The sequence below is a fragment of the Bacillus paramycoides genome (assembly GCF_001884235.1).
Classification (GTDB): domain Bacteria; phylum Bacillota; class Bacilli; order Bacillales; family Bacillaceae_G; genus Bacillus_A; species Bacillus_A paramycoides.
The window spans coordinates 13,084-29,503 of the sequence record NZ_MAOI01000119.1 but is presented as its reverse complement, the minus strand read 5'-3'; the positions used below and the strand labels follow the sequence as shown (position 1 = coordinate 29,503).

The 16,420-nt window shown below is 34.9% G+C and carries 12 protein-coding genes and 2 pseudogenes; 10 read left to right on the top strand and 4 right to left on the bottom strand.

All coding sequences use genetic code 11. The features are described from left to right. Positions 1–67: 67 nt before the first annotated feature. Positions 68–1,213 (top strand): DUF445 domain-containing protein, encoded by a 1,146-nt coding sequence (locus tag BAU28_RS24880; RefSeq protein WP_071720473.1) that lies wholly within the window; start codon positions 68–70, stop codon positions 1,211–1,213. Positions 1,214–1,355: 142 nt separating this feature from the next. Beyond that, entirely contained in the window at positions 1,356–1,709 is a 354-nt protein-coding gene (locus BAU28_RS24875) for a YlbF/YmcA family competence regulator (RefSeq protein WP_002170555.1), read from the top strand. A gap of 160 nt (positions 1,710–1,869) precedes the next feature. Here the strand turns inward: BAU28_RS24875 and BAU28_RS24870 are convergent, their stop codons facing one another. Together BAU28_RS24870 and BAU28_RS24865 are read right to left on the bottom strand one after the other, a co-directional pair. Next, positions 1,870–2,490, bottom strand: coding sequence for an NDxxF motif lipoprotein (locus tag BAU28_RS24870; RefSeq protein ID WP_071720472.1), 621 nt, complete (start codon positions 2,488–2,490; stop codon positions 1,870–1,872). Positions 2,491–2,511: 21 nt separating this feature from the next. Continuing rightward, the gene (locus BAU28_RS24865) at positions 2,512–3,072 is read right to left on the bottom strand and encodes an HAAS signaling domain-containing protein (protein ID WP_071720471.1); all 561 of its coding nucleotides are present in this window, start codon (positions 3,070–3,072) and stop codon (positions 2,512–2,514) included. 584 nt (positions 3,073–3,656) lie between these two features. On the opposite strand from BAU28_RS24865, the gene alsS reads away from it, so the two are divergent. The 5 genes and pseudogenes from alsS (at position 3,657) to BAU28_RS24840 (ending at position 9,284) form a co-directional block, all read left to right on the top strand. After that, the gene (gene alsS / locus BAU28_RS24860) at positions 3,657–5,345 is read left to right on the top strand and encodes an acetolactate synthase AlsS (RefSeq protein WP_071720470.1); all 1,689 of its coding nucleotides are present in this window, start codon (positions 3,657–3,659) and stop codon (positions 5,343–5,345) included. 17 nt (positions 5,346–5,362) lie between these two features. Continuing rightward, positions 5,363–6,121 (top strand): alpha-acetolactate decarboxylase, encoded by a 759-nt coding sequence (gene alsD, locus BAU28_RS24855; protein WP_071720468.1) that lies wholly within the window; start codon positions 5,363–5,365, stop codon positions 6,119–6,121. An 86-nt stretch (positions 6,122–6,207) separates the two neighbouring features. Then, positions 6,208–6,438: pseudogene (locus tag BAU28_RS31155) on the top strand (integrase core domain-containing protein); the annotation flags it as partial. Between the two features lie 221 nt (positions 6,439–6,659). Next, the gene (locus tag BAU28_RS24845) at positions 6,660–8,054 is read left to right on the top strand and encodes an MBOAT family O-acyltransferase (RefSeq protein ID WP_048373520.1); all 1,395 of its coding nucleotides are present in this window, start codon (positions 6,660–6,662) and stop codon (positions 8,052–8,054) included. 12 nt (positions 8,055–8,066) lie between these two features. Next, positions 8,067–9,284: an alginate O-acetyltransferase AlgX-related protein gene (locus BAU28_RS24840; RefSeq protein ID WP_071720466.1), complete on the top strand. Its 1,218-nt coding sequence runs from the start codon at positions 8,067–8,069 to the stop codon at positions 9,282–9,284. A 59-nt stretch (positions 9,285–9,343) separates the two neighbouring features. Here the strand turns inward: BAU28_RS24840 and BAU28_RS24835 are convergent. After that, positions 9,344–9,484 (bottom strand): annotated as a pseudogene (locus BAU28_RS24835) (helix-turn-helix domain-containing protein); the annotation flags it as partial. A 78-nt stretch (positions 9,485–9,562) separates the two neighbouring features. Here BAU28_RS24835 and BAU28_RS24830 point away from each other — a divergent pair. Beyond that, positions 9,563–9,748 (top strand): IS3 family transposase, encoded by a 186-nt coding sequence (locus tag BAU28_RS24830; RefSeq protein ID WP_420271349.1) that lies wholly within the window; start codon positions 9,563–9,565, stop codon positions 9,746–9,748. Positions 9,749–9,801: 53 nt separating this feature from the next. Here the strand turns inward: BAU28_RS24830 and BAU28_RS24825 are convergent, their stop codons facing one another. Continuing rightward, entirely contained in the window at positions 9,802–10,416 is a 615-nt protein-coding gene (locus BAU28_RS24825) for a DNA-3-methyladenine glycosylase (RefSeq protein ID WP_071720465.1), read from the bottom strand. A gap of 134 nt (positions 10,417–10,550) precedes the next feature. Here BAU28_RS24825 and BAU28_RS24820 point away from each other — a divergent pair, with 134 nt between their 5' ends. Together BAU28_RS24820 and BAU28_RS24815 are read left to right on the top strand one after the other, a co-directional pair. Continuing rightward, positions 10,551–11,423 (top strand): Cof-type HAD-IIB family hydrolase, encoded by an 873-nt coding sequence (locus BAU28_RS24820; protein ID WP_071720463.1) that lies wholly within the window; start codon positions 10,551–10,553, stop codon positions 11,421–11,423. 418 nt (positions 11,424–11,841) lie between these two features. After that, positions 11,842–16,317: a SpaA isopeptide-forming pilin-related protein gene (locus BAU28_RS24815; protein WP_071720461.1), complete on the top strand. Its 4,476-nt coding sequence runs from the start codon at positions 11,842–11,844 to the stop codon at positions 16,315–16,317. Positions 16,318–16,420 lie beyond the last annotated feature (103 nt).

The window sequence follows — 16,420 nt, the reverse complement described above, 5'->3', positions numbered from 1 at the left end:
ATACGTTTTTATACCATTATACTTTTGTCCGTATGACGATATGCTATCGTTTTAGAGAAGTGAAAGGTTGATTATAATGAATATATGGTTGAATATGTTAACAACGACAGGGCTCGGGGCGATTATTGGAGGATACACGAATCATTTAGCGATAAAAATGTTATTTCGTCCTCATCGTCCTATTTATATTGGGAAGTTTCAAGTTCCATTTACGCCGGGGTTAATTCCGAAGCGCCGTGATGAGCTTGCTGTTCAATTAGGGAAAATGGTTGTAGATCACTTGTTAACACCAGAAGGAATCGGAAAGAAACTAACGAATGAAGAGTTTCAAAAAAGTTTAATCCACTGGGCGCAAGTGGAAGTGGATAAAGTAATTACGAGTGAACAGTCGTTACGAGATATGTTAGAAAATTGGAATGTAGCACATGTAGAAGAAGAGGCGACTCAAAAAATCGAACATGTTATTACAGAAAGAACTCATGCATTTTTAGCAGAGTACTATACATATACATGGGAACAAGCCTTACCTCAGTCTGTTCATGAAAAAGTAGAGAATGCGATTCCAAATGTAGCGTCTTTTATTTTGAATAGAGGGATTAGCTTTTTTGAAAGTGAAGAAGGAAAGGCCCGTCTTTCAAAAATGATTGATGACTTTTTTGCTTCTCGAGGAACGTTGCTTAACTTAGTTGGTATGTTTTTAGGGAATGTAAGTTTAGTGGATCGTGTGCAGCCGGAAGTTATTAAGTTTTTAGGACAAGATGGAACAGGGCAACTTTTAACTGATGTACTGCAAAAAGAGTGGGAAAAGTTAAAAGGAAGAGACGTAAAAGAATTAGAAACGTTCGTAGAGAAAGAAATGATTGTGAGCTCCATATTGTCAGCGGTTAAAGTAGAGGAAACAGTGAGTAGATTTTTAAATCAGTCTGTTCAGCAAGTATGTGAGCCGGTTCGAGAAACGATCGTTGAAATAGTGGTCCCTAGCCTGATGCAGAAAGGCTTGAAGTGGGGGACAGAAAACGTCGGAGATATATTGAAAAATCTACACCTTGCGGAAATCGTCCAGCAAGAAGTATCTACCTTTTCAACAGAGAGACTAGAAGATCTCGTATTATCTATTACAAAAAATGAGTTAAAAATGATTACATATTTAGGAGCGTTATTAGGAGGAACGATTGGATTTATTCAAGGCTTGTTGCTCTTATTCCTTAAGTAATAAAGGTGGGTACATAGAAATAAAAGTGAAATTTCTTCACATCTCTTGCATAGTTTGATATGGTAAGAAGAGGTGCGGATAAAAAGCACTTAAAAGGCAGTGCGTACGAAAAGCGCTAGCCTTCTAAAGGAGGAAAAATAAAATGACAAAAAACATTCATGATGTTGCATATGAATTACAAAAAGCAATCGCTGAAAACGAAGATTTCCAAACATTAAAAGCAAGCTACGCAGCAGTACAAGGAGATGCAGCTTCAAAGAACTTATTTGAAGAGTTCCGTACAATGCAACTTGGTTTACAACAAAAAATGATGCAAGGCCAAGAAATCACTGAAGAAGATAACCAAAAGGCACAAGAAGTTGTAACTCGCATTCAACAAGATGCAAAAATCACAAAGTTAATGGAAACTGAGCAACGTTTAAACATCGTTATCACTGACGTTAACAAAATCATCATGAAGCCACTTGAAGAATTATATAGCGCGCAACAAGCGTAATGATAGAAGACGCTCCTAATATGGGAGCGTCTTTTTTGTTTAGGAAATGGATGAATTGCATTTTGATAGTCCTTCCACAAAAAATCCCATCCAAAACAGCCTTTTTTAGTGGCCATTTTGAATGGGATTATGATAGATTCTACAATTTTTGAATATTTCATTATTTGTTGAAATACTCAGTTTTTATATTCTTTTCCTTCAAAAACTTTTCAATCTCTTTTTGCTTTCTACCATTAACTTTCTCAAAGCGCTTTGTGAAAGAAAAATCTGTCTTGAACAAGTTACCATCTTGTGCGAGTTTGTCTATTTCCTGATCTAGTTCTACTGAAAGTGTCGTAGACGATGAAACAAATTCATAGATTTCCTTCGAAGGCTGTTTATAATCATCAGGTATAGTATTAGTACTAATAAAATTATAGAAATTCGCATCATTTTGTTTCGCTAAATCTATTAGTTTTTGTAATTTTTCTCGATCGGATTCAGTGACATTCTTATCAGTAATTGTGGAAGAGAGTGGAATGATGTTTTCAAATAACTCACCACTATAATCTAAATAATTTTTAATACTTTTTTTCATTTCATCTTCATTAATATTTTCATTCTTTTTTGAGGAATTGAATATATTTTCTGGAATTTTAATAGTAACATCTTTAATAGATTGTACGTCGTCGAATTTATCATCTTGTGCATCGTTTGCTTCATTAGATTGTGCATTGTGTGAACAAGCTGATATAAATAAAAGAGTAAGTAGCATGAGTAGATATAAAGTATATTTCTTCATTTTAATCTCCTTTTTCATTCATTAGTATCTTTGTAAAACGGCTAAATTCCATTTTAAATACTTTACTAAAAGTGAGTATACATGTTTTATCATTTGGTAATATATTGCAGAGATTAGTAAGCCGATGCAAAAAGCTATGAATACACTATATACATCTGAATAACTGATTTGATGAAACCCTTTAAAAAATCCTAATCCTAGTAATAAGATAGGTGAAATGATTAATAATGGAGTAGCAATTATAAGTGCTAGAAGAATCGGTAATAGAAAGAGTAACAAGAAAAAGGCGATAATGATAAATATAAAGTTCAAAAAACTTAGGCTCATAACAGAAAATATTGCTGTTATAATATTTTTGAGGCTGCGTTTATGATCGGCGTTGCTTATAGCATATGTAACATTAAGTTCTTTAGCGATAGTTTTAGGGTTTCCTAGCTTTTTAGAAATTTCTTCTTCAGACTTCCCATCCTGTTTACCACTGATAAAATGAGTTTCGTACTCCGAGATAATATCTTGTCTTTCTGAATTAGGCATATTCCTTAGAGAAGAATTAAGTTGTTTTAAAAATTCACTTTTGTTCATTTCAATCACTTTCCTTTATAAAATGATTAATCCCATCTGAGAATCTTATCTATTTTTTTATAAACAGCACAACCTTTCTGCACTTTTGAAATGGATACATACCGATTCCAATTAATGGTTATTCAATTATTTACAAATATACCATTTACTAGTGTTCTTTGCAAGGTACTGTAATATTGTTAATACCATGAATAGGTGAAAGTCTATTTATATATTCCTAGAGGGGGATATCTATAACAAGAAGCATAATATTGCCCAAGTGGCAAAGTTATGGTTTAAATCACAAAGATTCTAATGAATAAGCTAATCATTTCGAATATCCTACACTGATAAGTATTTTTATTTATTATTTTGTAAAATTCCCGGCAAATTTATGGGTAAAGTGACAATATCAGAATGGTATTTTAAGATAAATAAATAATTGTAAGCGTATTCTTTAGTGGTTGTCAAAATACTGTCAAATTCATCTCATTGGAAAAATAATGTATTTGTAATATAATGATAAACAATACTTCACCACATTAATTAACTAGGTGAAATTAAAATCTTTATTACACACATTATGAAATAAAGGGATGATTAGTTTGAGTACAGGTGTAAAAGCAAACGACGTGAAAACAAAAACAAGAGGAGCAGATCTTGTTGTTGATTGTTTAATTAAACAAGGTGTTACACATGTTTTCGGTATTCCAGGAGCGAAGATTGACTCTGTATTTGATGTACTGCAAGAAAGAGGACCAGAGTTAATTGTTTGTCGTCATGAACAAAACGCAGCATTTATGGCAGCGGCTATTGGTAGATTAACAGGGAAACCGGGTGTATGTCTTGTAACTTCAGGACCAGGGACATCAAATTTAGCGACAGGTCTTGTTACTGCGAATGCGGAGAGTGATCCCGTTGTTGCTTTAGCTGGTGCGGTTCCGCGTACTGATCGATTAAAACGTACGCATCAATCTATGGATAATGCTGCACTATTCGAACCAATCACAAAATATAGCGTAGAAGTAGAGCATCCTGATAATGTGCCAGAAGCACTATCAAATGCATTTCGAAGTGCTACTTCTACAAATCCAGGAGCAACTTTAGTAAGTCTTCCGCAAGACGTTATGACTGCGGAAACGACTGTAGAGTCTATCGGTGCGCTTTCTAAGCCACAGCTTGGAATCGCTCCCACACAAGATATTACATATGTAGTAGAAAAAATAAAATCAGCGAAATTACCAGTTATTTTACTTGGTATGAGAGCGAGTACAAATGAAGTAACGAAAGCGGTTCGTGAATTAATTGCTGGTACAGAACTTCCTGTTGTAGAAACGTATCAAGCAGCGGGTGCGATTTCACGTGAGTTAGAAGATCATTTCTTCGGCCGCGTTGGATTATTCCGCAATCAACCAGGTGATATTTTACTAGAAGAAGCCGATCTTGTTGTATCTATCGGTTATGATCCAATTGAGTATGATCCAAAGTTCTGGAATAAGCTTGGAGACAGAACAATTATTCATCTTGACGATCACCAAGCAGATATCGACCATGATTATCAACCAGAGCGCGAATTAATTGGTGATATCGCTTTAACTGTAAATAGTATTGCAGAGAAATTACCGAAGCTTGTATTAAAGACGGAATCAGAAGCAGTTTTAGAACGATTGCGTGCGAAATTATCAGAACAAGCGGAAGTTCCAAATCGTGCTTCAGAAGGTGTTACTCATCCATTGCAAGTCATTCGTACATTGCGTTCTTTAATTAGTGACGATACAACTGTTACGTGTGACATCGGTTCACATTCTATTTGGATGGCGAGATGTTTCCGTTCTTATGAACCACGTAGACTATTATTTAGTAACGGTATGCAAACGTTAGGTGTTGCGCTACCTTGGGCAATCGCTGCAACGTTAGTAGAACCAGGTAAAAAAGTAGTTTCCGTGTCAGGTGATGGTGGTTTCTTATTCTCTTCGATGGAACTGGAAACAGCGGTACGTTTAAATGCGCCGGTTGTACATCTCGTTTGGAGAGACGGTACATATGATATGGTTGCGTTCCAACAAATGATGAAATACGGCAGAACATCAGCTACAGAATTTGGCGATGTTGATCTTGTGAAATATGCGGAAAGTTTCGGTGCAATAGGTCTTCGTGTCAATACACCAGACGAATTAGAAGATGTATTAAAAACGGCGTTAGAAGCAGAGGGCCCTGTCATTATTGATATTCCAATCGATTACCGTGACAACATTAAATTAAGCGAAAAATTATTACCAAACCAATTAAATTAACGAGGGGCATGAGTGAGATGAGTGTTGCACAAGTAATTGACATTGATGCAAAAAGAACGAAAACGAATAATGAAGTATATCAAACATCTACAATGCTTGCGTTATTAGATGGTATATACGATGGTGTTATTAACTTTGAAGAATTAAAAGAGCGCGGGGATTTCGGCATCGGTACATTTGATCAATTAGATGGTGAAATGATTGCATTTGATAATGATTTTTACCATTTACGCTCAGACGGTTCGGCGGAACAAGTAGAACCAGAAGAAACAACACCGTTTGCGACTGTAACGTTTTTTGAAAAAGAAATGAGTTATCGGGTAGAGCGTCCGATGAATCGCCAAGAAGTAGAAGCATTATTACATGAATTAATGCCTAGTAAAAACTTATTTTACGCGATTCGAATGGATGGTACGTTCCGTGAAGTAAGAACGAGAACCGTTCCAAGACAAGAAAAACCGTATACGCCGCTCGTTGAAGTGACAAAATCACAACCAATCTTTTCATTTAAAAATACAGAAGGTACGTTGGCTGGATTTTGGACACCCGATTACGCGCAAGGTATCGGTGTAGCAGGTTTTCACTTACATTACATTAATGATGAAAGAAGTGGAGGCGGACATGTTTTCGACTATATTGTAGAAAACTGTACAATCCAAATTTGTCAAAAAGCTCATATGCATTTAGCACTTCCAGAAACAGCTGATTTTATGACAGCTGAATTATCAAGAGAAAACTTAGAGAATGATATTGCGACTGCGGAAGGTGCGGAGTAAAAGGAATCTATTAAAATGTGCCCTATGGAATAGACACTTAAAAAGGTCTATTCCATAGGGTATTTCTTGTATAATAAGAGGATTTGTCAGATCAAGGAGCCCACTATACAAGCACTACTTATCAAAAATTAGTCAAAAAGTTAAAGCTCGGACAATCCATGTCAAGAGGAGGGAACTGTTGAGATAACGCCCCACATAAATCGTTTTTGGGTCACCTGAAAGAGGAAGCACATATAGAAACTCGCGAGTCTTTTAGTGAGTTGAAACAAGAGAGTAAGAAATATGTGACGTACTATAATCACTATAGATATCAATAGAATTTAAAAAAGATGACTTCTGTTGAATACAGAAATCGTCTTTTTGATGTTGCCTAACTTTTTTTAAATGTCCTTTACAAAGGGTACAGATTACATTTCATATCGGTAAAAAAGGATTTTTTTATCTCTCGCAATATAAATATCATTCTAAATTCTATTATCTTACATTACCAAGATAATTTTGGTATAATTTAGATAAAATAGGAAAGGAATTAATTAGAATGGTATTTAGTAACCTCTTTTTTTTATGCTTATTTTTACCTGCTGTACTCTTAATTTATTATGCTGTACGCAAAGAACTACAAAATATAGTGTTATTATTTTTTAGTTTAGTATTTTATGCTTGGGGCGAGCCCATTTATGTTTTCCTAATGCTGTTCTCTATCTTTGTTAACTATTGGTTTGGTATCTTGTTAGGGAATAGTCGCTTCACAAATGGTCAAAGGAAAATGTTGTTAACGTTTGCAATTGTAATGAATACCGCTATTTTAGGATATTTTAAATATGCAAACTTCTTAGTGGATAATATTAATTCTATCTTCCATACCAATATTATTCTTGAAAAAATACCTTTACCAATTGGTATTTCATTTTTCACGTTCCATGCAATGAGCTATATTATCGACATTTATAAGAAAAAAGTCGATGCTCAACGAAATATCTTTGATTTAGCTTTATACTTTACTGTGTTTCCACAATTAGTAGCAGGACCAATTGTTCGTTATAATACAATTTCTCACCAATTACACCAGCGAACTGTTGATGCCAAAAAATTCTCTGAAGGTATTCGCCGATTTATTATTGGTTTAGGTAAAAAGGTTTTAATTGCTAACCAATTAGGTGCTATAGCCGATGAGATTTTTGCAATGAATCCTTCTGATATGAGTGTATCATTAGCTTGGATGGGAGCCATTGCCTATACGTTACAAATTTACTTTGATTTTTCTGGATATAGTGACATGGCCATTGGATTAGGAAAGATGTTTGGATTTGATTTTCTAGAAAACTTTAATTATCCATATATTTCAAAATCCATTTCTGAATTTTGGCGTCGTTGGCATATTTCGCTCGGTTCTTGGTTCCGTGATTATGTCTATATTCCTCTTGGAGGAAATCGCGTTACAACTTGGAAAGTTTATCGTAACCTCTTCATCGTATGGGGATTAACCGGTTTTTGGCATGGGGCCAGTTGGACCTTTATGATTTGGGGTATTTATTATGGAATTCTGATTGCACTTGAAAAAGCTGGACTTGAAAACCTACTTCAAAAATTATGGAGTCCTCTCCAACATATTTACGTAATGTTTTTAGTTATTATTGGATGGGTATTTTTCCGTGCAGATAATTTCAGTTATTGCTTTGAGTTTTTAAAATCCATGTTCGGATTTAACGGTCCGTTAACAGATATTAATAGTTATTTCTATATAATGAATTATTGGGGCATTTTCTTATTAGCTATTATTACCGCAGCTCCCGTATTTCCATGGTTACAAAAAATGTTATCAACAAAAAGATTTGCTATTTTATCACCAGTATATTATTTAAGCATTTTGGTCATTGTTTTAGTATTCCTAACAAATGCAACTTATAATCCATTTATTTATTTCCGTTTTTAAAGGAGGTTCACTATGAAAAAAATTCAAAACCTCACTTTAATAATGGGGTTTCTTACAGTTATTTTTGGAATGGGTATTTGGACAGCAAAAGTTATCCTTATAGATAAAAAGACATTTTCTGAATTTGAGAACAGAAATTTAGCAATTAGACCTGCTGTAAATGCTTCCACTATAAAAACTGGAGAATTATTTAAAGGTATCGAAAAACAATTTACAGACCATATTGGTCCTAGAGATTTATTTCTTGAAAGTTATATAAAATTCCAACTGTCTATGAATCGGACATTCGTAAACAGCATTCACGTTACAAACGATCAATTTATTTTCAATAGACCTAATATGGAAAATCATTTAAACGATGTTGATGCTGGGGTTCATGAATTAAATACTTTGAAAAAAGATTTTCCACAAACAGAATTCTATTTTTCTTTAGTTCCTAGTAAACAAACAGCTTTACAATATAAGCTTCCCTCTTACCTAAACCTTGGGTACGAACAAATACTTAGGGATCACCTTGTTAAGAAAATGGCAGAAACGAAATTCCCTATTATTGATGTATTACCAATGTTTAAAGAAAGATTTACTAACAAAGAACTAGAACGAATGTATTTCACTACAGACCATCATTGGAATATGGAAGGTGCCTTTTATGCGTATGAGGATACGATGAATTTTATTAATTCTCATTCAAACAAATATAAAGGACAACCAATAAAGAAAGAGGATTACACCATTAACTGGGAAAAACCGAAAGGGAAGTTTGTTGGCAGCTGGAATAATCAATTGTACCGCTTAATTGATACTTCATCTGTACAAATCCCATATGTCCATTATAATTCGGATGAATCTTGGGACGACTATACAGTTTACTATGGTCCTATTAAAGATGATACTGCTAAGGAATCTATGGCTCAGTTTTACGGAAAAGAAAAAGATCTGCCTGCTCCTGGATATGCTAGTGTTTATCAAACGGATTTCCCTGAAATAAACATCATTAACGAAAAGGCAGAAAACGATTTACACATTGTTATCTTAAAAGATTCTTATGCCGATGCTACATATCCTTTATTTGCACGGAATTTTGCTAAAACAACTTTTATTGATCCTCGTTACACGCAAGGAAAAAGTGTGAAACAGCAACTAGAAGAACAAAAAGCAGACATTGTGTTGTTTATATACAACGATACCAACGTTTATGGTGATATGTATAAATTTCAAAATGTAAAATAAAAACTTATTTTCAACTTTAATCAGTGGGATTTCAATCCCACTGATTAAAGTCTCAATTTAAATCGAAGTGTCGCTAATAAAAGCTCATCTTTCGATTTAAAATACAAATAAAACGCCCCTTTTGATATACTACAAGCTGTGACGATTTCTTGTACTGACGTTGCATTTATACCCGTAGTCGCAAATAACTTCATGGCCATCTCTATAATCAAGCGCTCTTTTTCTTTCCTGTCTTCTCTCCTCTCCTAAACTTAATTTCGCATCTAATGTAAATATAAATTCAATTTAAATTTACATTAGCAAGTAGCAAAACTACTACCTACATAGAAACTCGCGAGTCTGTTATTAAGTTGAAACAAGAGATTAAGAAATATATGACGTACTATAATCACTATAGATATCAATGGAACTTAAAAAAGATGACTTCTGTTGAATACAGAAATTATCTTTTTGATGTTGCCTAACTTTTTTAAAATGTCCTTTACAAAGGGTACAGATTAATGTAAGCTTCCTTTTTTTATTTTGAAACAAATGGATGCTTCTCATAATAAAATCGCCACGGATAATGAACAGCTTCTTCCGCATAATCAATATTAATGCGAGGGCCGGCTATTATGTTATATGTGGATGATAAATGTTCTTCCTCTGGAACGAGTTCAATATGTAACGTATTACTTTGGAGTGATACCCCGCGTTCTTCTAAAGTGATTCCGAGTGCGCGGCATAGTTTTCCAGGGCCATTTGTTAAGTTTTTGTACTGTGCTTTCGTAATGTCGGTTTTGTTGTAGCGCGCTAGTTTCATTTCTTCGATTCCGTCTACAGGCTCAAGAGCGCGAATGAGAACTCCTTGCGGGGTGCCGACTGGTGCTGTAATAACGTTAAAACAATGGTACATACCGTAAATAAGATATACGTAAGCATGTCCTGGTGCGCCGAACATGACTTCTGTTCGATCTGTCCGTCTTCCTCCGTAACTATGTGCGGCCTTATCATCTGGACCTTTATACGCTTCTACTTCTACAATAATTCCGCTCCGCTTTATGCCATCTACAATATGTACAAGTTTATGTCCGAGTAACTTTTGGGCGACTTCTAACGTATCGCCTTCATAAAAAGAAGGTGGTGCTTGCATAGTACTATCTCCTTTGCCAGTTGTATATGTATATAGTAAACCAAATTTTCAGTAGTAATTCTAACTCGTTCTATTTACTACATTTATTTCATAAATTATGGATAGAGTACAACAGCGAAGAGGGGGAGTGCGACATGATTTATCGCTTACTAGCTCTTAATATAGATGGGACACTACTATACAACAACGGAAAAATCGCAAAAGGGTTACGGGAAACAATTGACTTTGTGAAAAGAAAAGATGTATACGTTACATTGTTTACGAGTCGTAATTTTCAATCCGCTCATAAAATAGCGAAGTCGTTAAAATTAGATTCTATATTAGTTACACATAGTGGTGCTTTCGTTTCAGCATCGTTAGATAAGCCGTTCGCTCAAAGGAGGTTATCTGAAGAGAAAACCTTTAATATTGTGCAAGTATTAGAGCATTTTGATTGTAATATTCGCATTTCGCATGAACGATTTTCAATTGGGAATCGTGAGAGAAATACACCAAACTTAATTGCGCGTACTGTATTATCAAGTGCAGACCCGTTATTTTATCCGGTTCAATTTGTAGATTCTTTAGGAGATGCACTGCGTGATCATCCAGTAGCTGCGCCGAAAATTGACGTTGTCTTTCATAGTAAGGGTGAACAAGAAAGAGGGCTTAACACGCTAAAAAAAGCGTTTAAAGATATATCATATGTCGATTGTGATGCGAAACGAATAGAAATTCTTCCAGAGAATGTATCGAAGTTACGTGGGTTACAATTGCTTGGTGAACATTTGAACATACCGCTAAATGAAATGGTGGCGATAGGGGATAGTTTAGAAGATTTAGATGTGATTGAAAATGTTGGGCTCGGGGTAGCGATGGGGAATGCTCCTGTAGAATTAAAGCAAACGGCGGACTGGATTACACGCTCTAATAATGAGAACGGCGTAGAGTATATGATTAAAGAGCATTTCCGTAAACAATTCCCGCTTCCATTTTTAAAGAATCATAAACATACACCGAAACGATGAAAGAAAAACGTAGCTTTTTGGCTACGTTTTTTTGTCGACCTTATTTGAAAAATTTAAATTCATATTCATATTCAAATGAAAAATGAAAGCGTTTTAGGTGGTGAATTGTGTCTGAAATCCAGACAATTCACTTGAATACTTTAGAAAACTGTTGTAGAGTGGATGATGTTGCCAAAACAGTTACACCACATGAAATATTCTTCAGATTAATTTCATTGAGCTCCCATAAGTAAAAGCACTTTCGCATGTTAGTTTAGTTCACGTATTATCTCAAAAATGAATTGTAGTAGTTTCGCCAATTAGTTGTAGAGCTTCTTTGTTTTATCTAAATGGATTATTTGTAAATTAGTATGAATAGGTTTTAAGTACATATGAAATGTACTTCTTTTTATAAGTTTTTGAAATTTGAAAAGGGGGAATGAATTTCTTGAAGAAATCATTTAGGCAAAAGGTAAAAAAAATAAGTAGTAGTTTTATGGTCGTATTATTAGTATGTATGAATTTTTTAATCCATTTACCAAACAAAGCAGAGGCAGCTACAACAGAATTAAAAGGTTTAGGTGATGTATCTTATTACAACGCAATCATTTTTGGAGATCATAGTGCAACAAGTGCGGATATTGAGGGTGCGATGGCTGTTCAAAAGAATATGAACGCATCAAGTTATACAGTCGTAGCGGCTGCAACTGGAGCGAGTAACTTAGCTGGAGCAACATGGGTAGATGAAGGATATCCATCATTATTACTAGGTGGTCAATTTACGAAAGCGGGAACAGGACAAGTAATTATCCAAGATGGAACAGTGGCGATGACAAAAGATGGTGACCCTGAAGGTGCAATGAAATCATCATATGATCGTATCTCTTATAGAGAGCAAGCAGAGATTGATGCCAAATTTAAAGAGTTTAGAAAAGACGTTGATGGTGTAATTGGGGATGCGAGCCAACTACATACAGATACACCAAAACCTAATATGAGCTTTGGTATCGGAGAAGATGTAAAGAATCCTAATATTTATGTTTCTTCAGGCTTAACAGGAAAGAAAACATTTGATGTAAGAGATGTTTATCTTCCGAACATAGATAACAAAGACTTTATTGTTATTTATTCAGATGCGGAAGAAGTGAATTTTGGTAGTGGTGCAATTTTGTATGATACAAGAAATACTGGGATGGCAACAGACTTAATTAATACATCTCAAGCATATGATCCTAATTCATCTTTTACTGAGTTAGCTAATAAAGTAATTTGGGTGTTTCCAAATGCTACTAAAATATCCACTAAAGGTTATGGTGTAGTAGGAAGCGTGTTTGCGCCTAACGCAGTTGTGGAAACAAAAGGTGGTTCTATTAACGGACAAGCCTATGTTGGTGGATTACACCAAAGAGATGGATTTGAGGTTCATAATTTCAAATTTAACTGGCCGAAATGGAAAAAGCCATCAGTTGAAAAAGGAAATTTACAAATTAAAAAAGTTGATGAAAACGATGAAAATATTGTTTTAAAAGACGCAAAATTTGATGTTATAGATAAAGATAATACTGTTGTGGCTACTGTTACAACAAACGACAAGGGTATTGCGGAAGTTAAAGACTTACGACTTGGTGACTATTTTGTAAAAGAAATAAGTGCACCAGAAGGATATATAAAAGTTGATACACCAGTAAAAGTAACAATTGATAAGACAAACGTAATTGAACTTGTTATGAAGAATACGAAAAAAGTAGAAAATGGCCAATTTAAATTATTGAAGAAGGATAGTGAATCTGGTCAACTGCTACCAGGTGCAAAATTTGATGTTATAGATAAAGATGGGAATGTTGTGGAAACGATTATTACAGACGATAAAGGTGAGGCTTTATCAAAACAGCTTCCAGTTGGAACATATACATTAAAAGAAGTTGAAGCGCCAAAAGGTTATGAACTATCATCTAGCTCAGTTCGTGTTGATGTAGTATCTAATGAGGTTGTTACGGTAGAAGCATTAAATAAAAAAATCGATGAAAAAGTAACAGGTCAATTTGAAATCGTAAAAGTAGATGCGAATGATAAAACGAAAGTATTATCAGGTGCAGAATTCGAAGTGTATAAAGATGGTAAAAAAGTAGATACATTACGAACAGATAAAACAGGTAAAGTAATTTCTCAGAAATTAGAACCAGGAAAATACACATTAAAAGAAACGAAAGCACCACAAGGATATAAATTACTAAAAGAAGAAATTGAAGTCGTTGTAGAAGCGAATAAAGTAGTAGAAGTACAAGTAGAAAATGCAAAAGAATTAGGAAGCTTACAAGTAATCAAAAAGGATGCGGAGAGCGGAAAAGTTCTAGAAGGCGCGGAATTTAGACTGAAAAACGAAAGTGGTCAAGTAGTTGGAGAAGCGAAAACAACGAATAAAGATGGCGTTGTTACCTTCGAAAATCTAGTGCCAGGAAAGTACACACTAGAAGAAACGAAAGCACCAGAAGGTTATAAAGCAGTAGAAGTAAAAGTGGAAGTAAACGTTGTAGCGAATGAAGTAGTAAAACAAGAAGTTACGAACGAAAAAGTAACAGGTCAATTCGAAATTGTAAAAGTAGATGCGAACGATAAAGCGAAAGTATTATCAGACGCAGAATTCGAAGTGTATAAAGATGGTAAAAAAATAGATACATTACGAACAGATAAAACAGGTAAAGTAATCTCTCAGAAATTAGAACCAGGAAAATATACATTAAAAGAAACGAAAGCACCACAAGGATATAAGTTGCTAAAAGAAGAAATTGAAGTCATTGTGGAAGCGAATAAAGTAGTAGAAGTACAAGTAGAAAATGCGAAAGAATTAGGAAGCTTACAAGTAATCAAAAAGGATGCGGAGAGTGGAAAGGTTCTAGCAGGTGCAGAATTTAAATTAAAGAACGAAGCTGGTCAAGTAGTTGGAGAAGCGAAAACAACAGATAAAGATGGTGTTGTGATATTCGAAAACGTAGTGCCAGGTAAGTACACGCTAGAAGAAACGAAAGCACCAGAAGGTTACAAAGCGGTAGAAGTAACGGTGGGAGTAAACGTTGTAGCAAATGAAGTAGTAAAACAAGAAGTTACGAACGAAAAAGTAACAGGTCAAATTGAAATTGTAAAAGTAGATGCGAATGATAAAACGAAAGTATTATCAGGTGCAGAATTCACAGTATATAAAGATGGTAAAAAGGTAGCGGAACTGAAAACAGATGAGAGTGGAAAAGTGATGTCACCGAAGTTACCATTAGGTGAATACACAGTGAAAGAAACGAAGGCACCAGCGGGTTATAAACTTTCAAATAAAGAATGGAAAGTAACAATTCAAAACGAGAAAGAAGTAGTAAAAGTAGAGGCAGAAAACGAAAAAATCTTAGGTTCTCTACAAATTATTAAAACGGATGATAAAGATCAAGCGAAACGTTTAGCTGGCGCAGTATTTACATTGAAAGATGCTGAAGGAAATGTTGTAAAAGAAGGAATTACAACAGATGAGTCTGGAACTGTTAAAGTAGACGGACTAGTGCCGGGTGAATATACGTTAGAAGAAACAAAAGCACCAGAAGGTTATGAGTTAACAAAACAAGTAATTCAAGTAACAGTTGATGGTGAAAAAGTTGTTGATGTAAAAGTAACGAATAGTAAGAGCCTTGGTCAATTTGAAATCGTAAAAGTAGATGCAAACGATAAAACGAAGGTACTACCGGACGCGGAGTTTGAAGTGTATAAAGATGGTAAGAAAATAGATACGTTACGAACAGATAAAACAGGTAAAGTAACCTCTAAAAAATTAGAACCAGGAAAATACACATTAAAAGAAACGAAAGCGCCACAAGGATACACTTTATTAAAAGAAGAAATTGAAGTCGTTGTGGAAGCAAATAAAGTAGTACAAGTACAAGTAGAAAATGCAAAAGAACTAGGAAGCTTACAAGTAATTAAAAAGGATGCGGAGAGCGGAAAAGTTCTAGAAGGCGCAGAATTTATACTGAAAAACGAAGCCGGTCAAGTAGTTGGAGAAGCAAAAACAACTAATAAAGATGGCGTTGTTACATTCGAAAACGTAGTGCCAGGAAAATACACGCTAGAAGAAACGAAAGCACCAGAAGGCTACAAAGCGGTAGAAGTAACAGTGGAAGTAAACGTTGTAGCGAATGAAGTAGTAAAACACGAAGTGATGAATGAAAAAGTAAAAGAAAAAATAACAGGTCAACTAGAAATTACAAAGGTAGACGCTAATAATACAGATAAAACATTAGCTGGTGCAGTATTTGAAGTTTGGAAAGATGGAACAAAAATAGACACATTAACAACAAATAAAAATGGTAAAGCGACTTCGAAAAAACTGGAGCCAGGAGATTATATTTTAAAAGAAATTCAAGCACCAGAAGGATACAATTTATCCGATAAAGAAATCAAGTTCACGATTTCTAATCAAAAAATCGAAGTTGTAAAACTTCAAATTACAAATGAAAAAGATACAGGTAAAGAACCAGAAAAACCGGGTGAAGGAACAGAAAAGCCAGGTGAAGGAACAGAAAAGCCAGGTGAAGGAACAGAAAAGCCAGGTGAAGGAACAGAAAAGCCAGGTGAAGGAACAGGAAAACCAGGTGAAGGAACAGGAAAACCGGGTGAAGGAACAGAAAAGCCAGGTGAAGGAACAGAAAAACCGGGTGAAGGAACAGAAAAGCCAGGTGAAGGAACAGGAAAACCGGGTGAAGGAACAGAAAAGCCAGGTGAAGAAGTAGGAAAGCCTAACTTACCAGAGAAAGAACAAGGCGGCTCTAATGATCAAGAGCTTCCAGCTACAGGGCATAATACGAATTATCTTCCGTTTATAGGGGTAATTCTTGTACTATTAGGGCTACGTTTAAGATTTATGATTAAAAATAGTTAATAGGATTTATAAAAGGCATAAGAGAAAATGTTTTCTCTTATGCCTTTTGCTTTTATATAGAAAAAATAAGGTAAAAGCTTCTGTATTGACCTGCAAACGCCCT